General features: G+C 75.6%; 20 protein-coding genes. 13 read left to right on the top strand and 7 right to left on the bottom strand.

The features are described 5' to 3' along the window. The 5 genes from EF903_RS04470 to EF903_RS34990 all read right to left on the bottom strand — a co-directional run. Positions 1-1,731, bottom strand: a 1,731-nt coding sequence (locus EF903_RS04470) for an ABC transporter ATP-binding protein (RefSeq protein ID WP_260614798.1), incomplete at its 3' end; no start/stop codon positions are given. Then, positions 1,728-3,311: an AMP-binding protein gene (locus EF903_RS04475; RefSeq protein ID WP_125541267.1), complete on the bottom strand. Its 1,584-nt coding sequence runs from the start codon at positions 3,309-3,311 to the stop codon at positions 1,728-1,730. The genes EF903_RS04470 and EF903_RS04475, both read right to left, overlap by 4 nt. 31 nt (positions 3,312-3,342) lie before the next feature. Further along, positions 3,343-4,992: a condensation domain-containing protein gene (locus EF903_RS04480; RefSeq protein ID WP_125541268.1), complete on the bottom strand. Its 1,650-nt coding sequence runs from the start codon at positions 4,990-4,992 to the stop codon at positions 3,343-3,345. A gap of 102 nt (positions 4,993-5,094) precedes the next feature. Beyond that, a complete protein-coding gene (locus EF903_RS04485) occupies positions 5,095-6,828 on the bottom strand; it encodes a carbamoyltransferase C-terminal domain-containing protein (RefSeq protein ID WP_125541269.1) in 1,734 nt (577 codons plus the stop codon). 234 nt (positions 6,829-7,062) lie between these two features. After that, on the bottom strand, positions 7,063-7,320 hold the full coding sequence (locus tag EF903_RS34990) for an XRE family transcriptional regulator (RefSeq protein WP_260614799.1): 258 nt from the start codon (positions 7,318-7,320) through the stop codon (positions 7,063-7,065). A 485-nt stretch (positions 7,321-7,805) separates the two neighbouring features. Here EF903_RS34990 and EF903_RS04495 point away from each other — a divergent pair, with 485 nt between their 5' ends. From EF903_RS04495 to EF903_RS04535, 9 genes are all read left to right on the top strand, one after another. Then, positions 7,806-9,197 carry a KamA family radical SAM protein gene (locus tag EF903_RS04495; protein ID WP_125541270.1) on the top strand — a complete coding sequence of 464 codons (1,392 nt, stop codon included), beginning with the start codon at positions 7,806-7,808 and terminating at the stop codon, positions 9,195-9,197. Positions 9,198-9,218: 21 nt separating this feature from the next. Further along, a complete protein-coding gene (vioD, locus tag EF903_RS04500) occupies positions 9,219-10,379 on the top strand; it encodes a capreomycidine synthase (protein ID WP_125541271.1) in 1,161 nt (386 codons plus the stop codon). A gap of 5 nt (positions 10,380-10,384) precedes the next feature. Next, positions 10,385-12,271, top strand: a complete 1,887-nt coding sequence (locus EF903_RS04505) for an amino acid adenylation domain-containing protein (protein ID WP_125541272.1) — start codon at positions 10,385-10,387, stop codon at positions 12,269-12,271. A 95-nt stretch (positions 12,272-12,366) separates the two neighbouring features. Then, on the top strand, positions 12,367-13,401 hold the full coding sequence (vioC, locus tag EF903_RS04510; protein ID WP_125541273.1) for an arginine beta-hydroxylase, Fe(II)/alpha-ketoglutarate-dependent: 1,035 nt from the start codon (positions 12,367-12,369) through the stop codon (positions 13,399-13,401). Between the two features lie 7 nt (positions 13,402-13,408). Then, positions 13,409-14,158: a hypothetical protein gene (locus tag EF903_RS35800; protein WP_125541274.1), complete on the top strand. Its 750-nt coding sequence runs from the start codon at positions 13,409-13,411 to the stop codon at positions 14,156-14,158. A gap of 67 nt (positions 14,159-14,225) precedes the next feature. Then, positions 14,226-16,253, top strand: coding sequence for an NAD-dependent epimerase/dehydratase family protein (locus EF903_RS04520; RefSeq protein WP_125541275.1), 2,028 nt, complete (start codon positions 14,226-14,228; stop codon positions 16,251-16,253). Then, entirely contained in the window at positions 16,250-16,954 is a 705-nt protein-coding gene (locus tag EF903_RS04525) for a PIG-L deacetylase family protein (protein WP_125541276.1), read from the top strand. Before EF903_RS04520 ends, EF903_RS04525 begins: the two co-directional genes overlap by 4 nt. After that, positions 16,947-18,179 carry an ATP-grasp domain-containing protein gene (locus tag EF903_RS04530; RefSeq protein ID WP_125541277.1) on the top strand — a complete coding sequence of 411 codons (1,233 nt, stop codon included), beginning with the start codon at positions 16,947-16,949 and terminating at the stop codon, positions 18,177-18,179. The genes EF903_RS04525 and EF903_RS04530 overlap by 8 nt, the downstream gene beginning before the upstream one ends. Further along, a complete protein-coding gene (locus EF903_RS04535) occupies positions 18,176-19,315 on the top strand; it encodes a glycosyltransferase family 2 protein (RefSeq protein ID WP_260614801.1) in 1,140 nt (379 codons plus the stop codon). Before EF903_RS04530 ends, EF903_RS04535 begins: the two co-directional genes overlap by 4 nt. Here EF903_RS04535 and EF903_RS04540 read toward each other — a convergent pair. After that, positions 19,280-20,887 carry a CocE/NonD family hydrolase gene (locus EF903_RS04540; protein WP_260614802.1) on the bottom strand — a complete coding sequence of 536 codons (1,608 nt, stop codon included), beginning with the start codon at positions 20,885-20,887 and terminating at the stop codon, positions 19,280-19,282. The two genes, EF903_RS04535 and EF903_RS04540, sit on opposite strands and share 36 nt — an antisense overlap. Before the next feature lie 46 nt (positions 20,888-20,933). Here EF903_RS04540 and EF903_RS04545 point away from each other — a divergent pair, with 46 nt between their 5' ends. The 4 genes from EF903_RS04545 to EF903_RS04560 are packed head-to-tail and all read left to right on the top strand — an operon-like array spanning position 20,934 to position 25,243. Next, complete coding sequence (locus EF903_RS04545; RefSeq protein WP_125541279.1) at positions 20,934-22,457, top strand: AMP-binding protein; 1,524 nt, start codon at positions 20,934-20,936, stop codon at positions 22,455-22,457. Then, positions 22,454-23,509 (top strand): macrolide 2'-phosphotransferase, encoded by a 1,056-nt coding sequence (locus EF903_RS04550; protein ID WP_125541280.1) that lies wholly within the window; start codon positions 22,454-22,456, stop codon positions 23,507-23,509. Before EF903_RS04545 ends, EF903_RS04550 begins: the two co-directional genes overlap by 4 nt. Next, positions 23,506-24,477 (top strand): alpha/beta fold hydrolase, encoded by a 972-nt coding sequence (locus tag EF903_RS04555; protein WP_260614805.1) that lies wholly within the window; start codon positions 23,506-23,508, stop codon positions 24,475-24,477. Before EF903_RS04550 ends, EF903_RS04555 begins: the two co-directional genes overlap by 4 nt. Continuing rightward, a complete protein-coding gene (locus EF903_RS04560; protein ID WP_125541281.1) occupies positions 24,467-25,243 on the top strand; it encodes a nucleoside 2-deoxyribosyltransferase domain-containing protein in 777 nt (258 codons plus the stop codon). Before EF903_RS04555 ends, EF903_RS04560 begins: the two co-directional genes overlap by 11 nt. On the opposite strand, the gene EF903_RS04565 is transcribed toward EF903_RS04560, so the two are convergent. Then, the gene (locus EF903_RS04565; protein WP_125541282.1) at positions 25,219-25,788 is read right to left on the bottom strand and encodes an N-acetyltransferase; all 570 of its coding nucleotides are present in this window, start codon (positions 25,786-25,788) and stop codon (positions 25,219-25,221) included. The two genes, EF903_RS04560 and EF903_RS04565, sit on opposite strands and share 25 nt — an antisense overlap. Between the last annotated feature and the right edge of the window lie 95 nt (positions 25,789-25,883).

The raw sequence follows: 25,883 nt of genomic DNA on the forward strand, positions 1-25,883 counted from the left end.
GTCCGGCGGCCAGCGCCAGCGGCTGATCCTCGCCCGCGCCCTGCTCGCGGCGCCCGACGTCCTGGTCGTGGCAGCCCCCACCGCCTCCGTCCGCCTGCAGCCGGAGACACGAACCGTCGCGCGCGCGGGGGCGCCGCCCCGGGGGGCGGGGGGTGAGGTGCACCGTGCGGCGGCCGGCGGGCCGCGCGGGGCGCGGGGCGACGCTGGGGGCGCGGGGGAGGCGGTGGGGTCTTCGAGGACCAGGACGTCGGGCGCCGCGAGCAGGGCGCGGGCGAGGATCAGCCGCTGGCGCTGGCCGCCGGACAGGGCGCGGCCGCCCTCGTCGAGGCGGGCGTCGAGGCCGCCGGGCAGGGAGTCGACGACATCGGCGGCGTCGGCGGCGAACAGGGCCTGTTCCAGGGCCGGGCCGGGTCGGGCGGATCCGGCGGTCAGCTCCTCCCGCACGGTGCCGCTGAAGAGGATGTCGGCGGGGCCGGAGCGCAGCAGCCGGGTGGAGACCTCGGCGGGATCGGCCCGGTCCAGGGGGACGCCGCCGAGCCGGACCTCCGCCCCGGCGCCGCATGCTCCGGGGCCGCCGAGGCGGTCGGCGAGGTCGCCGGCGCGGTCGGCGGGGGCGGTGACGACGGTGAGGCGGCCCGCCGGGGCGGTGATGCCGGTGCCGGCGTCGGCCAGGGCGAGTGCGCCGGGCGGGAGCGGTTCGGGGTGGTCGGGTCGGACGGTCCCGGGGGTGAGTTGCAGGAGGGTGCAGACCCGGCCGGCGGCCACCTTGGCGAGGCTGAGGGTCTCGGCGGCCTCGGTGGCGGTGCTGACGGGCAGGGTGAGGAAGGCGGAGGCGCCGTAGAACGCGACGAGTTCGCCGGCGGTGATCGTGCCGTCCAGGGCGAGGCGGGCGCCGAACCAGACGATGCCGACGGTGACCAGCCCGGGCAGGAGGACGCCGGCCGCCTGGAGCCAGGCCTCCATCCGGCCCGCGGACTCGCCGGCCCGGCGCACCTGCTGGCTGGTGCGCCGGAAGCGCTCGGCGAAGACGGCCTCGCCGCCGATGCCGCGCAGGATGCGCAGGCCGGCGACGATGTCGCCCGCCTGGGAGGTGGCGATGCCCATGTGTTCGCGCTGCTCCTCGTCGCGTTCCTGGAGGGGCCGCAGCAGGGGGCCGATGCCGAGGACGGCGGCGGGTACGCCGATGAGGACGGCGAGGCCGAGCACGGGTGAGGTGACGGTGAGGGCCACGGCCACCAGGACGGCGGCGACCACCGCCCCGGCGGTGCGGCCGACGACCTCGAAGGCGTTGCCGATGCTCTCCACGTCGGCCGCGGCGGAGGCGGCGACGTCCCCCGAGCGGGCCTTGCCGCGCAGGGTGGCGCCGAGCCTGACGACCTGCCGCATCAGGACGCGGTGGGTGACCGACAGGGCGTGTGCCTCCGCGCCGACGGCGGCCTGGATCAGCCCGGCGCCGGCGAGGGCCTGCAGGACGCCGAGGCCGAGGGCGAGCAGCGACCACAGGTGGAGCCCGGTCTGGCCGGCGTCGCGCCCGGCTTCGTCGATGGCCCGTCCGATGACGAGGGGGATCAGCGCGAGGGGGACCATCCACAGGGCGCCGAGGACGGCGGCGAGGACCAGCGGCCGGGGCCGGATCCGCACCAGCCACCACAGGTAGGCCCAGGGGCCGCGGGCGTCCGCCTCGGGGACGGCGGGTGGTGCGACCGAGGCGTCGAAGAGTCGGTTCCTCACAGGTACCGGTCCCGGGTGCCGGCGCGGTCGACCTTGCCGGTGCGGGTGTGCACCAGGGCGGGCACGGCGACGATCCGGTCGGGGACGAACGGCTCGGGGACGGCGCCGCGCAGCCGCTCGCGCAGCGCCGCGGCGGCCTCCTGCGGGCCCGGGGCGCCGGCCGTCTCCTTCCCGGCCGCGGTCGCCGCGCCCGGGGCAGGCCCTGCCTGCGCTCCGGGGGCGGCCGGTCCGGTCGCCTCGGGTGCGAGGACGACGAAGGCGATCAGGACCGTGTGGTCGCCCTTGGTGTGCTCGGCGGCGGCGACCGCGGTCACGCCGGGGAGCCGGCCGACGGCCTCCTCGACGTCGAGGAGGTCCACGCGGTGGCCGCGGATCTTGACCTGGTGGTCGACGCGGCCGTGGAAGACGAGCGCGCCGTCGGCGCACTCGGTGACGAGGTCGCCCGTGCGGTACCAGCGGTCGGTGCCGCCGCCGGGGTCGGCCTCGACGAACCGCGCGGCCGTGCGCGCCGGGTCGTCGACGTATCCGGTGGCCAGCTGGGGCCCGGCCACGAGGAGTTCGCCGGGGCCGTCCTGGGCGTCGGCCCCGGGCACCACGGCCTGGCGTACGGACGGCAGCGGGCGGCCGATCGGCACCCCGTCGGGGAAGTCCTCGGGCGCTCCGGGGCCGGCGAGGACCGCGGTGTGGGTGACCAGCGCGGTCTCGGTGGAGCCGTAGGTGTTGAGCAGGACGACGTCGTGCGCGGCCAGTCGGCGCCAGCGCTGGAGCATGTCGGCGCGGACGGCCTCGCCTCCGACGACGACGGTCTCCAGGGTGGGGGGCAGGGCCCGGCCGGTGTCCAGCAGGTGTCCGGTGTACTGGTGCCAGTAGTCGACGGGCAGGTTGACGAGGGTGACCTCGTTGTCGGCCAGGACGCGGTCGAGGTCCGCCTCGCCGTCCTCGTCGAGGACGACGAGCCCGCCGGTCAGCAGGGGCGGGAGGATCTCCTCCAGGCTGGTGTCGCCGTCCAGCCGGTGGAGGTTGAGGGCGACGGTGCCGGGTCCGGCGCCGTACTGCCGGATCAGGTGGGGCAGCACGGCGTGCAGGGCCCTGTGCGGGACGGCGGCCGCCTTGGGGGCTCCGGTGGAGCCCGAGGTGAACAGGACGTAGGCGGGGTCCTGCGCCCGTACCGGTTCGCCGGCCTCGCGCAGCGGGGCGCGGGACGGGCCCCAGTTGGGGCGCAGGACGCGGTCGAGGGCGGGCAGCCGGCCGGTCTCGGCGGTGGCGACGAGTTCGCGGCAGCCGAGGGCGTGCAGGGCCCGCTCGGCGTGGCCTTCGGGTCCGTCGGCGACCGGGACGTAGCCGCGGCCGGCGGCGAGGATGCCGAGGACGGCCGCGATGTCGCGGACGCTGTGGTGTGCGTGGACGGCCACCGGGGGTGCGCCCGCCGGTGTGCGGGTGGTGACGAGGTCGGCCACCGCCCCTGCCCAGCGGGCCAGTTGGCCGTAGCCGACGGTCACCCCGTTGTCGACCACGGCGGGCCGGTCCGGGTCCGAGCGGGCGATGGCGAAGAAGGGGTCCAGCACGCTGGGCAGGATCATGGCAGGCGTCTTCCGGTCCGTCCGTCGGGGTTCAGCGGGTGGGGGCGCCGGGTGCGCCGGGCGCGCCGGGCCCGGCCAGGGCGTCGAGGAGGGCGGTGAGGGCGGCCCGGTGGCGGGTGGCCAGCGCGCGGACGGTCGCCTCCTCGTGCAGGGCGGTGGAGTACCACCACTCGACGCGCAGGGTGTCGTCCTCGGTGGTGGCGATCACCTCGATCGGGTGCGGGCGCGTCCAGTGCCCGGCGGTGATGTCGCCGACCGGTTCCGGGGCCGTGTCCGGCAGGAGGGTGCCCAGCGGCAGGCTGTCGGCGTCGTCGCCCTCGAAGTCGAAGGAGACGTCGCTGGGCGGGGCGGCGCGCAGGGCGGCGGCGATCCGCGGCCGGCCGTGCCGGGCGAGCGCGCCGTGGCCGACGCCGCCGCCGGGGAGGGCCGCGAGGTGGCCGACGGTCCGGGCGAGGCGTTCGGCAGGGGTGCCGGGGGCGAGGTCCAGGCGGACCGGGACGGTGGTGGTGAACCAGCCGGTGGTGCGGGACAGCCGGGTGTCCCCCACGCTCTCCTCCCGGCCGTGGCGCAGGACGTCCAGGCGCACCGCCGGCTCGCCGAGCCGTTCGGCGAGCACCTCCCCGAGGGCGTGCAGGACGAGGTCGCCGGGGTGGGCCCGGTGGGTGCGGGCCGCCGCGTGGAGGCGGGCGGTGAGGCCCTCGGGGAACTCCTCCCGGTGGGTGGCGGCGGTGGCGGCGGTGTTCACCGCCCGCGGGTCCGCGACCGGGTGGTCCGGGGGCAGGGTGGCGGGGGTGCGGGCCACCTCCGTCCACCACTCGGCCTCGTCTTCCGCCTCGGGGGTGCGGGCGTGGGCGGCGAGGGCCCGGGCCCACTCCGGGTAGGTGGTGCCCTCGGTCGGCCACACGTCGTGCCGGCCCGCCTCCAGCGCCGTGTACACCTCCTCCAGGTCGGCGAGGAGCACGGACCACGAGACCATGTCGACGGCCATCTGGTGCACGGTGATCAGCAGCCGGCCGGGGCGGGACGGGCCGGCGTCGAAGCGTACGAAACGGGTCGTGCGGCCGGCTGCGGGGTCCAGGGAGCGCTGCTCGACCGCGCACCGCAGGGTGATCGCGGCCGACAGGTCCGCGTCGGCGACTTCGCTGACGTCGACGGTGTCGAGCACCGAGCCGAGGGCCGCCTCCGGGGGGCCGTCGGTGGCCAGGGCGGCGGCGGTCTGCCGGGGCCGCCGGGCGGGGCGGTCCTCGACGGCCAGGCGCAGCGAGGCGTGGCCGGCGACGAGCCGCCGGACGGCCTCGGCGAACAGCTCCGGGTCGATGCCCGCCCGGGTGGTGAACAGCAGGGCCTGGTTCCAGTGGCCGCGGTCGCCCGTCTGCTCCTCCCAGGCCTGTTCCTGGGCGGGGGTGAGGACGACGGGGCCCTGGGCGGTGCCGGGCGGGGTGGCCTCGGCGCCGCCGCGCCGGGCGGCCCGGTCGGCGACGAGCTCGGCGAGGCGGGCGGCGGTCAGCTCGGGGCCGGCCAGCTCGCGCAGCTGCACCTGGACGCCGAAGCCGGCTTCGATGCGGCGGGCGGTGCGGATCAGGTCGAGGGAGTCCACGCCGAGGTCGCGCAGCGGGGCGGTGAGGTCCGCGTCGGGGGCGAGGACCGCTTCGGCGAGCCAGTCGGCGAGCCGGTCGTACACCTCCGCGGCGGTCGGGGCGGCCCCGCCGGCCGCCCCGCCCCCGCGACCGCCGTCCGGCGGGGGCGGGTGCGGCTTCGGGGTCCGCCGGCCGTACGGGGGTGGTCACGCGCCGGCCTCCCCCGGGAATCCGGCGGGGCGGCGGACGAGGAACGGGCCGAGGGCGAGGGCGTCCAGGGGCAGCCGGTGGAAGGTGGCGAGCGCGTCGGCGGGGGTGCACACGACCGGTTCGTCACGGCCGTTGAAGGAGGTGTTCATGATGACCGCGGTGCCGGTGTGGCGGCCGACCTCGCCGATGAGGCGGTGGTAGAGCGGGTCGACGGCGGCGGAGACGGTCTGGGGGCGGGTGGTGCGGTCGCTGTGGACGACGGCCGGCATGGCCGCGGCCCCGGCCTCGGTCACCGGCGTGGTGACGATCATGTACGGCAGCGGGGTCGCGGTGCCGATGAGGGCTTCGGCGGCCTCCTCCTGCATGCTCGGCGCGAACGGGCGCCACGCCTCGCGGTCCTTGATGCGGACGTTGACGCGGTCGCGGGTGGACTCGGGGTCGGGTACGGCGACCAGGCTGCGGTGGCCCAGGGCCCGGGGTCCGCCCTCGGCGCGGCCCTGGAACCAGCCGGAGACCCCGCCGGCGGCCAGGACCCCGGCGGTGGCGGCAGCGATGTCCGAGGGCTCGGTGTAGGCGGTTCCGGAGGCGTCGAGCACCTGGCGGATCCGGTCCGGGGACCACTGCGGGCCCCAGGCGACGGAGCCGTTCATGGGCTTGATCCGGTCGCCCTCCCGGGCGGCGGCCCAGACCGCGGCGCCGAGCGAGACCCCCTGGTCGCCGGCCAGGGGCTGGACGAAGAGGTCCCGGACCTCCGGCATCCGCATGATCTTGCCGTTGAGGGTGGCGTTGAACCCGACCCCGCCGGCGATCATCAGGGTGGTCTCACCGGTCTCCCGGAGCAGGCCCCGGACCAGGCCCATGACGGCCCGCTCCAGGGCGGCCTGTGCCGTGGCGGCGATGTCGCGGTACTCGAACGGGTCCCGGGCGGTGGTCTTGGCGAAGCGGCCGGTGACCGGGTCGAAGCGGCGCGTGCTGCGGTTGGGGGCGTCCGGGAGGGCCTTCTCCAGGTGCTCCAGCCAGTGCCGGATGGTGGCCGTCTCCTCGTCGGTGCTGCCCGTGGAACGCAGGTCGGGCGGGACCGCGCCGATGGTGAAGTCCTCGTCGGTGAAGCAGAAGGCGCCGCCGAAGGTGAGGTCGCCGGGGGTTCCGTACGAGGCCAGGCCCATCATCTTGCCGGCGTTGTCGGCGCCGAGGCCGGCGTACGCGCATACGGCGGCGTAGAAGTATCCCAGCGACCAGCCGGGGGTGTGCGCGCGCAGTGTCTTGATCTCGCCGTCGATGCCGACGGCGAGCGTGGTGCTCTCGTTCTCGCCCTGGCCGTCGAGGACGAGGATCGCGCCGCGGTCGCGGCCGGAGAGGAGGTAGGCGCTGGCGGCGTGGGCGGTGTGGTGGCCGACGAAAGTCAGCCGGGGGTCCCTGCCGCGCGGGAACAGCTTCTTGGGCAGCAGGTGTTCGAGGGCCTCGGCGTCGCTGTCGAACCAGTCCAGGCCCCGGTCGGCGAAGAGGGCGGGGAGGTCCCACCCGTGGGCGACCACGTCGATGTCGTCCAGGGTGAGACCGCCCTCGGCGAGGCAGTAGGCCGCGGCGTTGAGAGGTGCCTCCCCGTAGGCGTGCTTGTGGCGGGTGAAGCGTTCCTCCTCGGCCAGGGCGACGACGTCGCCGTCCACGACGAGGCAGGCGGCACCGTCGTGGCTGGCACCGGGCCAGCCGTTGACTCCGAGCACACGCATGGTCAGTCCCCAAAGGTCGGTCGGGATCCTCCGGTTCCGCCGCGGGCCCGTCGGGGCGCTCGGCGTCCGGTCACGGCAACGGATCTTGTCGGTCCGCCGGGTTGTACACGACCTGGGACTTTGTGCGGAGATCCGCGGCGAAGATCGCGGATGCCTCCTTCAGCACCGCGTTGGCGTGCCGCAGCTCCTCCACCTCGCTGCGCAGCCGGCGCAGTTCCGCCCGTTCGCCGGCGGTCAGCGCGTCCGCGGCGGGGCGGCGCGCGGCGGCGCCGCCCCCGCCGGCGCCGCCGCCACGTAGGCGAGCGTCACCTTCAAGGAGGGTTTGTGCAGTCCGCGGGCCGCCTCGGCGAGGGTGGCCACGGAGTAGTGGGCGCGCTTCGCCATGGTCCGGTACGAGGGGTTCCCCGCCTGCCTGCGCAGCCCGCGCAGTTCGTGGGCGAACTCCTCCAGCGGTCCTGCCATGGGGTCCAACAACCGCTCTGGCCTGGGCATGCTTCTCCCCTGGTGATGGATGGTGTGAGCGAAGCGCGGGTTCTCGTCGCGCCGTACAACCGGGTGGCCGACGGGCGCACCGGCGTGACGACCGGTCGCCGGGACCCCGTAAAACCCGGGGCCCGGCTCACCGGGACCTGTCGGACATTGGTACATGCCACTGACATATCGATCAATCGCCAGCCGAGGAATCCGGCCACCGGACGGCCGGTTCGTCTGAATAAGGCTGCCCTAACCTGCCCGCCGGGCCGGGGCGTCCGGACACGTTTCCCGTGCGTTCCGCTTGCCGGCACGCGGCGTCCTGCCGCCCGAGGCGGCGCCCGTTCGGTGCCCCGTACAACCATCCGCCTGCGGCGGGGCGTTGTACAGGGCCGAACATCCCTTGCGCCCCGTACAACCGGCCCTCGTGTACAACTCCGGGGCTCTGCAAGATCGGTTGCCGTCAGGCGATACGGCCGAAAGCGACGGGAATGGGTGGCGGGTTGGTGGACACAGCACGCAGCCAGACGGAATCAGCGGCAATCGAAGGCGTCTACGCGTACCGGAGCACCCCCCTCGTGGAACCGGACTGGCGCCGCTTCCCCGGATGGCGGGATGTCACCGAAGCCCAGTGGGCGGACCCGCAGTGGCAGCGCGCCCACTGCGTCAAGGACGCGAAAGGACTGCGCGCCGTCGTCGGCGACCTGCTCGACGAGGAGTTCTACGAGGACTGGGAACAGGACCGCAAGCACCGCGCGACCATGTCGGTGCTGCTGCCGCCCCAGATGGTCAACACCATGGCCCCGGAGGCGGCCGCAGCCCGCCCCGGAGAGCTGACCAAGGCCTTCTACGACGACCCGGTGCGCCGCTACATGCTGCCGGTGTTCTCGGACCGGCACCCGCACTGGCCCTCGCACCCGATGGCCAGCCGGGACTCGCTGCACGAACAGGACATGTGGGTGGTCGAGGGGCTCACCCACCGCTACCCCACCAAGGTGCTGGCGGAACTGCTCTCGACCTGCCCCCAGTACTGCGGGCACTGCACCCGGATGGACCTGGTGGGCAACTCCACGCCCCAGGTCGCCAAGAACAGGCTCCGGCTCAAGCCCGTCGACCGTGCCGAGCGGATCCTGGAGCACCTGCGCGCCTCCCCCGGCATCCGGGACGTGGTGGTCTCCGGAGGCGACCTGGCCAACCTGCCCTGGCCGCGGCTGGAGCGGTTCGTCGACGGCCTGCTGGAGATCGACTCGATCCGCGACATCCGCCTCGCCAGCAAGGGCCTGATCGGCCTGCCCCAGCACTGGAGTTCCGGCCCGGTGCTCGACGGCGTGGAGCGCATCGCCCGCACGGCCCGCTCCCGCGGCGTGCGGATCGCGCTGCACACCCACGCCAACGCGGCCCAGCAGGTGACGCCCGGGGTGGCGCGGGCGGCCTGGGCGCTGCTGGGCGCCGGCCTGCACGACGTCCGCAACCAGGGGGTGCTGATGCGCGGGGTCAACGACAGCGCGCACGACCTGCTCGACCTGTGCTTCGCGCTCGCCGACCACGCCGGCACCACTCCGTACTACTTCTACATGTGCGACATGATCCCGAACGCCGAGCACTGGCGGGTGCCCCTGCACCGGGCGCAGGCGATCCAGCGACAGATCATGGGCTACCTCCCGGGGTTCGCCACCCCGCGCATCGTCTGCGACGTGCCGATGGCCGGCAAGCGGTGGGTGGACCAGGCCGACTCCTACGACCGCGAGCTCGGGGTGTCGCACTGGAGCAAGAGCTATCTCACCCCGCTGGAGGCGGCGGATCCGGACGCCCACAGCGGTTCGTACCACTACTACGACCCCATCGACACGCTCCCGCTCTCCGGGCAGCGGTGGTGGCGGGAAACCCGTCAGGGGTAGGGAAGGGACAGTCGCAAAGCCATGAGCAGTCTCCGTCCACGGCGTGAAGAACCTCCGGTACTGGAGGAGTGGTACCGCCGGCACCTCGGCCCCGACATCCACGACATCAGCTCCAGCGGAGTCCACCCGTACACCTTCGCCGAGATACGCGAGGTGTGCCGGATCCCGGCCGCGGCCCTCGACGCGATCGTCATGGACGACAGCGTCTCCCAGGGCGGGGCCGGCATCCGCCAGGCCGTCGCCGACCGCTACGCCGGCGGCGACGCCGACCGGGTGCTGGTCACCCACGGCTCCAGCGAGGCCATCGCGCTGACGCTGGGCGCCCTGCTGCACCCGGGAGACCGGGTGGTCGTCCAGCAGGGCATCTACCACTCGCTGGGCCACTACCCCCGGGCGGCCGGCTGCGAGGTGGCCGAGCTGCCGGCGCAGGCGGTGCGCGACGGGGAGATCGACCCCGGCGTGCTGACCGCACTGGTCACGCCCGGCACCGCGGCGGTGGTCGTCAACTTCCCGCACAACCCCACCGGCGCCACGCTGTCCCCGCAGGGTCTGAAGGCCCTGAAGGAGCAGACCGCGCAGGCCGGGGCCGTGCTGGTCTGGGACGCCGCCACCGCCGAGATCGCCCACCGCTGGGAGGTGCTCGCCGACCCCGGGGCCGACGGCGGCGACACGGTGTCCTACGGCACCTTCTCCAAGACCTTCGGCCTGCCGGGCCTCCGGGTGGGCTGGGCCATCGCGCCGAAGGAGCTGATCACCGCCACCTTCCCGCTGCGCGACCGGACCACGCTGTTCCTCTCGCCGCTGGTCGAGCTGGTCGCCGAGCGGGCCATGCGGCACGCGGACGAGCTGATCGGCGCACGGGCGGCCGAGGCCCGGGACAACCTCGCGTACCTCATGCAGTGGATGGCCGAGCACGAGGACCTGGTCCGCTGGACCCCGCCGGAGGGCGGTGTGTGCGCGCTGCCGGTCTTCCGCGAGCTGGAGCGGGCGGCGGCGGGCCCGGAGGCGGTGGAGCGGTTCTGCCTGGAACTGCTCGCCCGCCACCGCACCCTGCTCGTGCCCGGTACGGCCTTCGGCGCGCCACACGGCGCCCGGCTCGGCTTCGGCGGCCCCCGGGAGGGCTTCCGGGCCGGCCTCGCCGGGCTGTCGGAGTTCCTGCGCTCCCGCGGGGGCGGCCGGTGACCGCCGTGGCCCAACCCGACGCGGCCGAACCCGACGCCGCCGCACCCGACGCGGCCGCACCCGACGTGCTCGACCTGTGGGACCGCTCGGTCCGCGACCACGCCGCCCGGCCCGCACTCGTGACCCCGCACCGGGAGCTGTCCTACCGGGACGCGGACCGGCTCACCGACGGTTGGGCGGCCGGACTCGCGGCGCGCGGGGCCGGGCCGGGGAAGCTCGTGGGCCTGGCCTTCGGCGATCCCGCCCGTACCGTGCTCGGCATGCTGGCGGCGCTCAAGGCCGGGGCGGGGTTCACCGTCCTCGACGACCGGCTGCCGCCCGCGGCCCGCGCGGCACTGGTGGACCGTACGGCGGCCGCGGTGTGGCTGGGCGACGGAGGGCACGCGCCACAAGGGGCGTACGCACCGGCCGGCCCGGACACCGCCGCCGGCGCGGCAGCGCCGGCGGCGGCGCGGCCGGCACGGACGGCCGGCGGGTCCGACGTGGCGTACGTGCTGTTCACCTCTGGTTCGACCGGCCGGCCCAAGGGCACGGTCGTCGGGCGGGACGCCCTGCGCCGGTTCGCGTCGGCGGTCGCCGAGCGGCTCGGGCTGACTCCGCACGACCGCTGGCTCCAGGTCGCCTCCCTCGGCTTCGACGTGGTGATCGAGGAGGTGTTCCCGGCGTTCGCCGCCGGCGCGGCCGTGGTGTGCCGGGAGGACACCCGCGCCCTGGACGCCGAGGAGCTGCACGCCGCCCTGGACCGGACACGGACCACCATGGTCGAACTGTCCACCCAGTACTGGCTGGAGTACGCCCGCTGGCTCACCGCACACGGCACGGCCACCCCGGCGGCGCTGCGCACGGTCGTGGTGGGCGGCGAGCGGATGGATCCTCGCCCCTACCGCGCGTGGCAGGCGCGGCAGCCGGCCGCCCTGGCCCACGTCTACGGGCTGACCGAATGCACCGTCAGCTCCACCTTCTACACCGGGCTGCTGCCGTCCGACGCCGAGGAGGTGCCGCTGGGCACGCCCCTGCGGGACGTGGAGATCAGCATCCGGCGCGGCGGCCGCCCGGTGCCGGACGGCGAGACCGGGGAGATCCACATCGGCGGCCCGCTGCTGGCCCGCGGGTTCCTCGACGACGAGGCCGCCACCGCCCGCCGCTTCGTCGCCGACCCGTACGCCGCCGAACCCGGCGCCCGGCTGTACGTCACGGGTGACCTGGGGCGGATCGACGCCGACGGGCAGCTGGTCTTCCTCGGCCGGGTCGACGACCAGGTCAAGATCCGCGGGCACCGGCTGGAGCCGGCCCGCGTGGAGCGCGCCCTGTGCGAGCTGCCCGGGGTGGACCAGGCGGTGGTCTTCCCCGACCCGGCGTCCGGAACCGCACTGTGGGCCTTCACCGTTCCGACGGACCCGGCGGCCGCGCCGCTGCCCGGCGAGGCGGTACGGCTGACGGGCGGCGACCGGGACGCGCTCGTGGCGCCGCTGGAGGCACAGCTGCCCGACTGGGCGGTCCCGCGGGTGCTCCACCGGGTGGCGGTCCTGCCGAAGAACGCGCACGGCAAGGTGGACAAGCGCCTGCTGTCCGCCTGGGCGGCGGCCGCCCGGGCCGGCCGGCCGGCCGGGGCGCCCGTCCCGGACCCGGCCGCGGCCCCCTCCCGGGAGCCCGTGGAGCCGCCGGATCCCGTGCTCGCCCTCTTCCGCGAGGTTCTGGGCGTTCCCGCGCTCGGCCCCGACGACAACTTCTTCGACCACGGCGGCCAGTCGCTGCTCGCCATGCGCCTGCTGGCGCGGCTGCGCGAATCGGACCCGGCCGCCGCCGGACTGCGGGCGAGCGCCCTCTTCGCCTCGCCGACGCCCCGGCTGCTCGCCGGAGCGCTCGCCGAGCGCCGGGCCTCCCGGCGCTGACCACCCGTCCGACACCGCACCACCCGAGGGCCCGCCGTCCCGGCTCCGGCCGTACGCGGGCAGCAACCATCCCCGACCACTCAGCGAGAGTTGGCATGTCGAACCTCACCGACCAGTCCACGCCCGGCTACACCCTGACGGCCGACGAGGCCTCCGCCATCGCGGAGCTCAGCCTCGAACTGGCCGCCTCCTACCCGTCCTTCGGCGACCCCGTCCTGCTGCACGAACTGCCGCGGCTCGCGGCCCGGCTGCCCGAGGGCGTGCAGGACTTCCTGCGCGAGTTCAAGCTGGGCGACCGGCACGGCCACACCGTGATCCGCGGGCACGACTTCGACCAGCAGCGCATCGGCCCCACGCCCGACCACTGGCGCGGCCGCGGCCGGCCCGGCCCGGAGTTCCCCGAGGAGCTGCTGCTCATGCTGTACTCGGCGCTGCTCGGGGAGCCCTTCGGCTGGGCCACGCAGCAGGACGGCCACCTCGTGCACGACATCTTCCCGATCCGCCAGCACGAGAACGACCAGCTCGGGATGGGCAGCAAGGAGCTGCTGACCTGGCACACGGAGGACGCCTTCCACCCCTACCGCAGCGACTACCTGATCCTCGGGGCGCTGCGCAATCCCGACCACGTACCCACGACGGTGGGCGAGCTGGACCTGTCGTCGCTGTCCGCCGAGGACGTCGACATCCTCTTCGAGCCGCGCTACCACATCGCCCCCGACGAGTCGCACCTGCCGAAGAACAACACGATCGCGTCCGAGGAGGAGGCGGCCCGGTTCGCCACCATCCAGCGGATGATCGACGAGCGGCCCCTCGGCCCGCTCCTCTACGGCTCGCGCGTGGACCCGTACATGCGCCTCGACCCGTACTTCACCTCCGTGCCGGAGGACGACCCCGAGGCGCGCCGGGCCTACGAGGCGCTGTTCAAGGTGGTGGACGCCGGGATGCGGGAGGTCGTCGCCGACCAGGGCGACGTGCTGTTCATCGACAACCACCGCGCGGTGCACGGCCGGCTGCCCTTCCGGGCCCGCTACGACGGCACCGACCGCTGGCTGAAGCGGGTGTGCGTGACGACCGACCTGCGGCGCTCCCGCGAGATGCGGGCCACGGCCCGGACCCGGCTGCTGGGCTGACGCGCCGGTGTCCCCCACCCTCACCGACCTGTCCCGGGATCCGTGGCTGCTGCCCGCGGTGGACGACCTGATCGCCGCCAACATGCCCGCGTTCATGGGCTGGGAGTCCCCCGGGAACTGGCGCTGGCACGGCATGTACGAGCGCTACCCCGCCCACCAGCTGTGCCTGGTGGACGGCGACGGCACCCTGGTCGCGGCGGCCAACGGGCTGCCGGTCCGCTGGGACGGCAGGGCCTCGTCGCTGCCGTCCGGCAGCGACGAGGTGCTGGTGGAGGCCGTCGACCACGGGCCGCCGGACCGTCCGGACGCCCTGTGCATGCTGTCGGTGTCCGTGCACCCCGGCCACCGGGCGGCGGGCCACGCCGAGCGGCTGCTCACCGAGGTGCGGCGGCGGTCCGCGCAGGACGCGCCCCGCGGAGTGGTCATCCCGGTGCGGCCCACCCGCAAGCACCTCTACCCGCTGATCCCGATCGGCGAGTACGCCGCCTGGGTGCGGCCCGACGGGCGCTGCTTCGACCCGTGGCTGCGCACCCACCTGGAGCTCGGCGCCGTCCTGCTGGGCGCGGCGGAGCGGTCCCTGGTGATCCGCCAGCCCGCGGCCCGCTGGGAGGAGTTCCTCGGCCACCCGCTGCCCGGCCCCGGGGAGCACCTGCTGCCCGGCGGCCTGGTGCCGCTGAGCGTCGGCGCTGACGGCCGCGGCACGTACGCCGAGCCCAACGTGTGGGTCCACCACCCCGCCGGACCGCCCGCGCCATGACCGGGGCACGGCCGCATGCCGGCCCGCCCCGCGCCCTCACCTCCTTCACACGACCTTTGGAGCACACATGCCTCCCGTACGCCTCGCGATCGTCGGATGCGGCGCCGCCGCCCGCGGCTGCCACCTGCCCGCCCTGCCCCCGCTCAAGGGGGACGTCCAGCTGACCGCGCTCGTCGACCGCGACCCGCGCCAGGCCGAGGCCGCCCTGGCCCTGTACCGGGAGCTGGGCGGCACGGACGCCGACCGGGTGGTGCTCGCCGCCGATCCGGCGGAGGCCGCCGACGCGTTCGACGCCGCCGTGGTCGTCGCCCCGCACACCCTGCACGCGCCGATCGTGCGGGAGCTGCTCGCGGCCGGCAAGCACGTCCTGCTGGAGAAGCCGATGACCACCTCGGTCGAGGACGCCGAGGCGCTGGCCGCGGCCGCCGCCGCCGAGGGCGCACCGGTGCTCGCGATGGCCCACCCGCGGCGGCTCTTCCCCGCGTACGCCTGGGTGAAGCGGCTCATCGACGGCGGCGAGCTCGGCGACGTGGTGCGGGTCGACTGGTCCGAGGGCCACCCGTACGCCCACGAGCCGGTCTCCTGGTCGATGTTCGACCGGCGGCTCGCCGGCGGCGGCGTGCTCACCGACACCGCCTCGCACGTCTTCGACACCCTGCTGTGGTGGCTCGGCCCCGACGTCGAGGTGGTCCGCCACGAGGACAACTCCCTCGGCGGGGTGGAGACCGACGCCCGCGCCGACCTGCGCTTCGGGGCCACCGAGGTGCGGTGCGACTTCAGCCGGCTGCGCGACCTCGGGATCAGCTGCACCGTCACCGGCACCCGGGCGACCGCCACCATCGGCACCGACTTCCCGGCCGGGGAGTGCACCCTGGTCACCGCGGACGGAGTGGAGCTGCACCGCGGCGACGTGGACGCCGTCGCCCCGGCCCAGGGCGAGTGGGAGCTGCTCTTCACGGAGCAGCTGGCCAACTTCGCCGCCGCCGTGCGCGGAGCCGCCCCGGCGCACTCGGGCGCCGAGGACGGCGTGCGCGTCGTGAAGCTGATCCAGGAGTGCTACGGCGGCCCGGCCCGCACCGCCTCCGCCCAGCCGTGGACCACCCGCGGCGGCGGGGCCGCCGGTCTCCCAGCGCTCGCCGGCCGCACGGTGGCGGTCACCGGCGCGAGCGGGTTCATCGGCGGCAGGATCGTCGAGCGGCTGGTCCTCGGCACCGAGGCCCGGGTCCGGCCGGTCGTCCGCGGCTTCGGCCGGGCCGCCCGGCTGTCGGTCCTGCCGCAGGACCGGCTGGAGTTCCGCCGGGCAGACCTGTCGGACGCCGACGCGCTCCGGGCGGCGTTCGAGGGCTGCGACACGGTGGTCCACTGCGCGTTCGGCAGCTCCGGCGACGAGTCCGGCCGCTGGGCCGCCTCCGTGGAGGGCACGGCGAACGTGCTGTCCGCGGCCCGCGCCGCCGGCGTGCGCCGGGTGGTGCACCTGAGCACGGTCGACGTCTACGATCCGGCCGTCGCCGGCGCCCTCACCGAGGACTCCCCCGCCCGGCCCACCGACCCGGCCGACCGCGAGTACGAGCAGCAGAAGCTCGCCGCCGAGCAGCTGGCCGCGGCCGCGCACGGCGACGGGCTGGAGACCGTGGTGATCCAGCCGGGCATCGTCCACGGACCGTGGGGCGGCCAGTGGACCACCGCCCAACTGCGGCGCCCCGCCGGCGACTTCGCACAGCTCCCGGCGCGCTCCGACGGGGGCGTGTGCAACGCCGTGTACGTCGACGACCTTGCCGAGGCCGTCCTCCTGGCCGTCGACAGCGCGGCGGCCGCCGGCGAGCGGTTCCTCATCGGCCACCCGGAGGAGCTGCGCTGGGGTGCCTTCTTCGACGCGGTCCGCGCCCTGCGCGGCCTGGGCGGGCCCGAGACGGTCCCGGCCGGGGAGCCGGTCGCGGACTGGGAGCTGGAGCTGTACCGCTCGACGGCCCGCGTCGACGCCGGCAAGGCCCGCCGGATCCTGGGCTTCACGGCGCGCACTCCGTTCGCCGAGGCCGTGGAGCTGACCGGGCAGTGGGCGCGCTGGGCCGGGGAAGCCCCGGAGGCCGGCGCATGACCGGGGTGAGCGACGTCCTGGTGGTCGCGCCGCACCCCGACGACGACGTCATCGGCTGCGGCGGGTCCATCGCCAAGCACGTCCGCGCCGGCGCCCGGGTGACGGTGGTCATCGTCATCGGCCGCGAGCGCAGCGCCCTCGACGACGCGGTCTCCGACGCCGAGTTCGCCGCCGAGACGGAGGCCGCCGCCAAGGCGCTGGGCGTGCACCGGTGCATCCGCCTGGACGAGCCGTCGCGGGACTTCGCCCTCTCCCGCCGGGTGCACCTGGACCTCGTCCGCATCCTGCGGGAGGTGCGGCCGCAGGTGGTGTACCTGCCGCACGACAACGACGACGACGTCGAGCACCGCATGGTCCACCAGCTGGCCCTCGAAGCGCTGTGGATGGCGCAGTCCGAGTTCTTCCAGGAAGCCGGCGGCCGCCCCATGCCGGCGCCCCGGCTGGTGCTCGGCTACGAGGTGTGGGCGCCGATGGCCCGCTTCCAGTACGCCGAGGACATCGGCGGTCAGATCGAGGCCAAGGTCGAGGCGATGCGGGCGTACGCCTCCCAGCTGCGGCACGCCGCGTGGGACGAGGGCGTCCGCGGCCTGGCCCGCTACCGCGGGGCGGTGTCGTCGGGCTCCGGGCATGCGGAGGTGTTCCAGGTGCTGTCCCTGGGCGCCGTGCCCGGAGCCGGCCCGGCGGGAGGCGGCCGTGACTGACCGGCTCCTGGTCTGCGGTCTGGGCTCCGGGATGGACCGCTCCCTGACCGAGCTCCGCTCGCCCCGGTGGGAGCTGGTCGTGGCCACCGAGCGTCCGACGGACCGGGCCCGCGCCGCCGCCGACGTGCTCCTCACCGTCGATCCGAACGACGCCGTGGCGGTGCTCGCGCAGCTGTCGGCGGCCGGCATCGGCCGGATCGACGGGGTGTTCTCCCTGGGCGCGGACAACCCGCCGGTGATCAGCACCCTCGCCCGGCGCTTCGGCTGCCCGGGGCTGCCGCTGGAGACGGCCCTGGACTGCACGCTGAAGGACCGGCGGCTGCGGATCCTGCGCGCCGCCGGGCTCGACCTGCCGCGGTTCGCCACCGCCGAGAGCGTCGGCGAGGCGGTCCGGGCGGCGGCGGACATCGGGCTGCCCGTGGTCCTCAAGCCCTGCGACCAGACCGGCTCGCTGGGCGTGCTGAAGGCGGAGTCCGCCGACGAGGTGCGCTCGCTGGCGGAGGAGGCGCTGCGGCTGAGTCCCGGCGGGCGGATCGTGGTCGAGGAGTTCCTGGAGGGCACCGAGCACACGCTGGCGGCCTTCATGGTCGACGGCGAGCTGCACCCGTTCGGGTTCGCCGACCGGGAGTACGGGCGCAAGGAGGAGTTCGCCCCGCACTTCTTCGAGGGCGGCGACACCCTGCCCAGCCGGCTGACCGCCGAGCAGATCGCGGAGGTCGCCGACACCGTACGGCGCGGGGCCGCGGCCCTGCGCCTGGACCCGGCGGTGGTCAACACCGACATCCTGCGCACCCACGACGGCCGGGTGGTGCTCCTGGAGATCACCTGCCGGCTGACCGGCGCCCGCATCGCCACCGAGGTGATGCGGCTGGCGACCGGGGTGGACCCGCTGCCCAACGTGGTCCGCCTCGCCCTGGGCCGCCCCCTGGACCTCGAGGAGCTCAGGCCCCGGCAGAGCCGCGCCGTCGTGCAGCGGTTCCTGCCGGCGGACGGCGGGGTCGTCGAGTGGGCCGGCGACCCGCGGGACGTCGCCCGCCGGCCCGGGGTGTACGACGTGTTCTGGGGCATGGACCTGGCGCCGGGAACCGTGGTGCCGCCCTACCGCGGCGGAGCCGACGTCCTGGCCGGGGTGATCACCCACGCCGACCGGCCGGAGGAGGCCGAGGCGATCGCCGAACGCACCCTGCGCGCCCTGCCGCTGCGCTTCAAGGAGGGGACGCCGTGACCAGGCCCGGGCCGCGGGCCCGCCGTACGCACACCAGCCTGCCGAGGGAGAACCACATGGCCACCGACCCGGTGGACGAGGCCGCGGTCGACGAGGGCATCGCCCGGACCAGCGTGGTCATCGCCCTGCGCGACGACCTGCGCATCGCCGACTGCATCGCCTCGATCGACGAGGACGTCGAGATCGTCCTGGCGCTCAACGGGCCCAGCGACGCGGTCCTGAAGCTGATCGCCGAGCACCCCCGCCCGCTGACCGTCACCGAGATCGAGGACGTCGGCAACCTGGGCGCCGCCTACAACGCGGGGGCGGCCGCCACGGACCGCCGTTACCTGCTGCTGATGGATTCCGACTGCACCTTCGCCCCCGGCGTGGTCCGTGCCATGGTCCGTGCGGTGCTCACCGCCCCCGTGGTCAAGGGGCAGGTGGTGTACGGCGAGTCGGAGGGGCTGCTCAGCCGGCTGACCGCGCGGGTGCGGGAGTTCGACGAGGGCGACTACGTCAGTGCGCTGTCCCCGCCGCTGATCTACAACCGGGACATCGTCGACCACATCGGCGGCTACCACTTCGACGAGCTGATCCACTGGTGTGAGGACCGGGAGTTCGACTTCCGGCTCCAGCTGGCGGGCATCCCCGTGGTGTACCTGCCGGAGGCCCGGATCTTCCACGACGCCCAGCACGGCTTCGCCAACATGCGCAGCTACTTCCGCTACGGCGTCGGCGAGGGCATCGCGCAGGAGACCGGCGTGTTCACCACTCCGGCGGTGCCGGTGGTGTGGCGGCTGTTCGAGGCGTCGAGGACGCTCGTGCACTGCGCGCGCGACAAGGGCCCGGGCGCTGCGGCGTACTACGCGCTGCTGAAGGCGGCCTTCCACGTGGGCACCGCGCACCACCTGCTCAACGACCCCTACCGGGTCCGCGAGCGCTACCCCGCCTCCGCCAAGCGGGCGCGGATGGTGCGCTCGATCCCCCAGCACAGCACCAAGCTGACCGGTGCCCAGCTGCGCCGGCTGCGGCGGGCGCACTGGGAGGCGGGCCGGCGGATCGAGAAGGTGGCCGACCTGTCGGTCTTCCACGCGGACGCCGCCGGCCCGGCCGGCCCGTCAGCCGCCGGACAGGCGCGGCAGCAGCAGGCGTGAAGGGTGGTCGCCGCCGTGGTGGACGGTGTGGCGGGCGGGGACCGGCGGGTGGACGTCGAAGCGCGGCGTGTTGCTCGCGGCGACCTCCAGGCGGATCCGGTGGCCCGCGCGAAACACGTGGCCGACCGCGCCCAGCGCGACGGTGACCTCGACCGGTGTGCCGGGGGCGGACGCGGTGTCCGCCCCCGGCTCAAGGCGGCGCACGCCGTCGCACAGCAGCTCGGCCCGGCCGTCGGGGTAGACGTCGACGAGCTTGCCGGTCACGTCGGCACCCGCCGCGTCCGGGGTGACGTACACCGTCAGGACGGTGTCGCCGACGACGGTCAGCGGCTCGGTGAGCTCCTCGCCGGTGAAGCACAGGACGTCGGCGCGGCGTTCGACCTCGCGCTGGTCCAGCGGACCGCAGTCGCCGCCGGTGTACTGGCCGGGCTGGGCGGTGGCGCCGCCCGTGGTGGGCACCGGGTCGGCGGGGTCGTGGCGGAGCGGGTCGGCGCCGGCGGCCGAGGGAGCGCCGCCGGCCGTCAGGCGGCGGCCGTCCAGGTGCAGGACGAGGTCCCGGGTACCGGGGACGGGCCAGTCGGGGAACGTGTGCCAGGCGTCGGCGCCGGTGAGGAACAGCCGTACCGGCTCCGGCACCGCCGCGCCGGCCCGCCCGCGCAGATGCCGGTCGAAATGGTCCAGGTGCAGGCCCGTGACATCGATGCTGCGTTCGTCGGCGGCCAGCCCGTATCGGCGCTGGGGAAATATCCCGTCGGTGACGCAGTGGGACCACGGACCGACCACCAGCCGCGAGGCCTTTCCGCATTCCCGAATTCCCCGGTAATTCTCCAGCGTGCCGGTGACGAATATGTCGTACCAGCCGGTGAGGTGGAGCACGGGGACGTCGATGGCCGCGTACGACTCGCGCGGGGCGGCGCGCCGCCAGTAGGGGTGGCCGCCGGGGTGTTCGCGCCACTGCCGGTAGTAGGGAGCCAGCCGGTCCAGCAGGTCCGAGGCGGCGTCCGGGTCCCGGTAGAGGTCGTCGATGCGGTCGATCGCCCGGGCCACCTCCTGCCAGTCGGCCCCCTCCAGCCCGGCCCCGTCCAGCAGCAGGTCGTAGAGCACCCAGTACAGGACGAAGCCCAGCTGGAAGGCGCCGCCCTGGCGGGTCCAGCCCTCGTCGAAGCCCGATCCGGCCACGTGGGGGACGATCGCGCGGAGGCCCGGCGGGCGCTCGGCCGCGGCGAGGAGGGCGGCCATCCCCTCGTACGAGCGGCCGAACATCCCCGCGGAGCCGTCGCACCACGGCTGGCGCACCGCCCATGCAACGGTGTCGGCCCCGTCCGCCGCCTCGTTCCAGTACGGCTCGAAGGCGCCGCCGGAGCCGAACCGGCCGCGGACGTCCTGCACGAGCAGGGCGTAGCCGGCGCGGACCAGGCGCAGTCCGTCGACGGAGGCGCCGCCCGGGCTGCCCGATTTCCCGTAGGGCGTCCGGCGCACCAGCACCGGCACCGGATCGGCGGTGTCGGGACGGTACAGGTCGGCACTCAATAAGGTGCCGTCGCGCAGGGGTATTTCCAGATCGTGTTCCACAACAATTCGCACCCGCCCATATTCCATCAGGACGAGGACATTCACAATGCACCCCCCAGGTATTTCCGGAATCCATTTCCTGGAGCCGTTCTTCGAGACGGCTCGCACCGATCCGGCGCGGCCGGCCGTCGTCGACAACGGGCTCGTCGTCGGCTACGGCACGCTCGCCGCCTGGGTGCTGGAGGTGGCCGGCTCCGTCGCGGCGCGCACGGACGCGCCCCAGCCGCCGGTCGGCGTGGTCGTCCACCACTCGGTCCGTGACGTGGCCGCCCTCCTGGGCGTCCTGGCGGCGGGCCGCGCGTACGTGCCGCTGGAGGCCGCGCATCCCGCGGCCCGGCTGGAGTCGGTCCTGGCCCGGCTCGGTGTCGAGGAGGCCGTGGCGACCGCCGACACCGGCTGGCAGCCGCCGCTCGCCCGGGTGGTCCGCCCGCGCTGGTCGCCCGCCGCGGCGGCGCCCGCCGGGCCCGCCGTCCTCCCCGACAGCGGTGTCCGGCCCGAGGATCCGGCGTACGTCCTGTTCACGTCGGGCTCCACCGGCGAGCCCAAGGGGGTCGTGGTCCCGTACCGGGCACTGGCCGCCGTGGTGCCGCCGCTGCGCACCCTGTACGGCATCGGGCCGGACGCCACCGTGCTGCACTTCCACGGCGCGGGCGGCGACACGAGCCTGGAGGAGATCCTGCCGGCCCTGACCGGGGGTGCCACCCTGGTCGTCGACGACGCGGCGCGCGAGGGCTTCGCCCAGGTCGCCGCGGAGCAGGAGGTCACGGTCGCGGTGCTGCCGACCGGCTTCTGGCACGCCCTGACCGGCGACCTGCTGCACCAGGGCGCGGCCCTGCCGCCGTCCCTGCGCACGGTGGTCATCGGCGGCGAGGCGGTGCGCGCCGACATGCTGGAGCGCTGGCACCGGCTCGGTGCCGAGGGGGTGCGGCTGCTCAACACCTACGGGTCCACCGAGACCGCCCTGGTCACCCACGCCGTGCAGCTCGCCGGACCGGGCGCGCCCGAACTGCCCCGCACCGGCGGCGACCTGCCCATCGGGCTGCCCCTGCCGCACGTCGGCCAGCGCGTCGACGAAAGCGGCGAGCTGCACGTGTCCGGGCCCGGCCTGGCCCTCGGCTACCACGCCGCAGCGGAGGCGACGGCGGCGCGATTCCGCGAAGAGGACGGCATCCGCTGGTACCGGACCGGGGACCTGGTCACGGTGGCGCCCTCGGGTGCGCTGGTCTTCCGCGGCCGCTCCGACCACCAGGTCAAGATCCGGGGCCACCGGGTGGACCTCGTCGAGGTGGAGGGCCTCGTCGGCGGCTGCGCGGGCGTGCTGGAAGCCGCCGCCGCGCGGGTGGACCGGGGCGAGCACAGCACCCTGGCGGCCTTCTTCGTCCCGCTGGACGGCCACGACCCCGCCGAGGTGGCGGCCGGGGTCCGCGCCCGGCTGGCGGAGTCGACGGCTCCGCACTTGGTGCCCAACCTGCTCGTGCCGGTCGCGGAGCTGACGCGCACCCACACCGGCAAGGTCGACCGGGCCGCCACGCGGGACCGGTACCTGGCCGCGGCAGGAGCGGGCCGATGAGCGCGCCGGCGGGGCGGACCACGGCGGGCCGCGGGCGGGGACGGGGTGAGGCGCCCGCAGTCGGCCCCGCGGCAGGCACGGCAGAGGCGGCGGACGCGGCAGAGGCGGCGGACGCGGCAGAGGCGGCGGACGCGGCAGAGGCGGCGGGCCCGGCGGGTCTGGCCGCGTACGCCTCGCGACGGCTGGGCGTGGTCCTGGACCCTGCGACCGCCCTCGTCGACGAGTCCGGCTGGGACTTCCGGGTCGTGCACGTCGGGGGGACGGACGGCACCCGGTGGATCCTGCGCCGGCCGCGCCGGGCCGAGGCCTCGGCCCGGCTGGCCTTCGAGGGGGCCGTGCTGGCGGCCGTACGCGACCGGATCCCCGTGCCGGTGCCCCACTGGCGCCTGCACACCCCGGACCTGGTGGCCTATCCGCGCCTGCCCGGTGCTCCGGCCGGCACGGAGGATCCCGAGACCCTGGTCTACGGCTGGTCCGTGGACCCGCTGGCCCACCCCGCGCACTACCTGGAGCCCCTCGCCCGGGCCCTGGTCGCGGTGCACACCACCCCGCTGGAGGGCTCCCCCGCACTGGCGGCCCGCGCCCAGGCGGACCCCGGTTCCGTGCGCGTGCGCGTCGCCGACCGGCTCGACCGCGCCCGCGCCGAACTGCCCCTGCCCGCCGCCGGGCTGCGCCGCTGGCAGGCCTGGCTGGACGACGATCGGCTGTGGCCGGACCGGCTGGCGCTCGTCCACGGCGACGTGCACCCCGGGCACACCCTGGTGGTGCGCCCTCCGGCCGGACCGCCGGCCCTCTCCGGCCTGCTGGACTGGGCCAATGCCGATGTCGGCGACCCCTCGGCCGACTTCGTGGACATGCTGTACGCCGGGGGCACCGCCGTCCTCGACCGCCTTCTGGCGGCCTACCGGTCGGCCGGCGGCGAGGTGCGGGCCGGCCTGCGGGAGCACATCCTCGCGCGGGCGTCCTTCCTGTGGGTCCACGTGGCGCTGCGCGGCCTGGACACCGGCCGGCCGGCGTGGACCGAGACGGCGCTGCGGAGGATGGCGCGGTGAGGGCCGCGCCGGAGCACCGCGCCGACCGGGGGCGGCAGGAGATACAGGGGCGGCCTGAGTCGCGGGAGCGGCCGGAGCAGCGGGTGGGCCACGGCCTCCCGGAACAGCCCGGGCGCAGAACGGGGCGCACGTCGGCCGGGACGGCGTACACCCTCCACCAGCCGCCGCACATCCCGCGCGGGAAGGCGTGCGCCGTGCCCGGGGAGGCGGCGCCCCCGGTGGTACTGGTCGCCGGCGCGGGCGGCTCCGGGCGGATCTGGGAGCACCACCAGGTACCCGCGCTGACCGCGGCGGGCCGCCGGGTGGTCACCTTCGACCACGGACCGGCGGCCGGAGGTCCGGCCGACCTGGCCGAGCGGCTGCGGGAGTTGCTGACGGCGCTCGGCCTGCCGCCCTGCCCCCTGGTGGGCCACTCCCTCGGCGCGTTCGCCGTCCAGGAACTGCTCCTGACCGATCCGCACCTGGCGAGCGGAGCCCTGCTCGCGGCGACCCGCGGCCGGCCCGACGCGGTGGGCGAGGCGCTGGCGCGCGCCGAGGCCGCGACCGCCGCGGCGGGGACGCGGCTTCCTGCGGAGTACGAGGCCTTCGTGCGCCTGGTGCAGAACCTCTCGCCCAGAACCCTGGCCGACGAGGGCGCCGCGTCGGAATGGCTCGACCTGTTCGAAGTCGCGGCGCTGTCGGGCGCGTCGGCCGCCGACCACCGCCCGGCGGCGCCGGTCCCGGACCGGCTGGCCGCCTACGGCCGGATCGCCGTGCCCGTCCTGGTCGTGGGCTTCGCCGACGACGTGCTGGCGCCCGCTCCCCTGGGCCGGGAGGTCGCCGCCGCGATCCCCGGCGCGCGCTACGCGCAGCTCCCGGACGCCGGCCACCTCGGGTTCCTTGAGCGGCCCGAGGCCTTCAACTCCCTCCTGTTCTCCTTCCTCGCCGCCGTGGCGCCGACCGACCCCGGAGTGTCCCGTGTCACTTGAGTCCCCCGCGTCCTCCTCCGCCCGCTCCGCCACCGCCCTTTCGGAGGTGGCGGTCGTCCACGTCGGCGAAGAGCCGCCGCCGTCGTGGACCGCGGCGGTGTACCTGTGCGGCCCGACCCCCGCCGACCCCGCCGAGCCGTCGTGGCGGCCGGACGCCGTCGCGGCCCTGCGGTCCCTGTGGTCCTGCGCCGGGCGCCTGGCGGTGTTCCTGCCCGAGCCGGCGGCCGGCGGCTCCTACCCGGCGTACGCGGACCAGATCGCCTGGGAGGAGGAGGCGATGCGCCGCAGCGACGTCGTCCTGTTCTGGATCCCCCGCGACATGGGGCGGCTGCCGGGCCTGGTCTCGAACGTCAAGTGGGGTGCGTGGTGCGGCTCCGGCCGCGCCGTGCTCGGGGCGCCGCCGCAGGCCGAGCGCATGGAGTACCTGCTCCACTTCGCCGGGGCCCTGGGCGTGCCGGTGGAGCGCACCCTGGCGGGGGCCGTCGGGGCCGCCCTGCGGGCCGTCGGAACGGGGGCCATACGCGGGGGCGGCGAGCGGGCGGTGCCGCTGGCGGTGTGGCGGACTGCGGAGTTCCGCGCCTGGTACGCGGCATGCCGGGAGGCCGGTGACCGGCTGCTGGACGCGCGGGTGGAGTGGTACGCGCCGGCCCCGGCGGCGGAGGGGGCCGCCGCCTGGCTCCTGACCGTCACGGTCTCGCCGGGCGACGGCGGGGGCCCCGTCGTCAGCCGTCTGCTGGCGGCTCAGGGGCAGGGCATGCTCATGTAGAGCGCGTGCTCGCCCTCGGACTCGGTGCCCTGGTACAGGGCGGTGTCCAGGCCGCAGAAGGCGAAGCCCATGCGGCGGTAGGCGTGGATGGCGGGGGCGTTGACGTTGGTCACTTCCAACCACAGGTGTCCGGCGCCGCGTTCGCGGGCGAAGTCCACGGCGTGCCGGATCAGCGTACGGCCGATGCCCCGGCCCCGGTGGTCGGGGGCGACCTCGATGTCCTCGATGGTCAGCCGCCGGTTCCACGGCGAGTAGGACACGGCGGCGAAGCCGGCGAGGCCGCCTCCGGCGCAGACGGCCACGAACGTGCGGCTGTCGCCGTCCCCGCCCTCCGCGCCGTCCTCCTCGTCGCTGCCGTCGTCCTCGGGGAACACCTTGACCAGCGGGGGGTCCACCGGGACCTCGCGCAGGGAGAACCCCTCGCCGGTGACGGCCACCTCGAAGACGGTGCCGGTGGTGAAGGACCCGTCGAGGGCTTCGATGGCCCCGGTGTCCTCGGGGCGTGCGGTGCGGAACTCGTACGTCGTGCCATGGTTCGCGGTCATGGCACGAGGCTATGACCGGCCTGTCCGGGTGAGATCGGGTTTCGGCCGGATGCGGCGGTCGGCGGGGCGGGCCCGGCGTCGTCCGCGGGTCCGGG

It is taken from the genome of Streptomyces sp. WAC05292 (genome assembly GCF_003949955.1).
In the GTDB taxonomy this organism is placed as follows: Bacteria; Actinomycetota; Actinomycetes; order Streptomycetales; family Streptomycetaceae; genus Streptomyces; species Streptomyces globosus.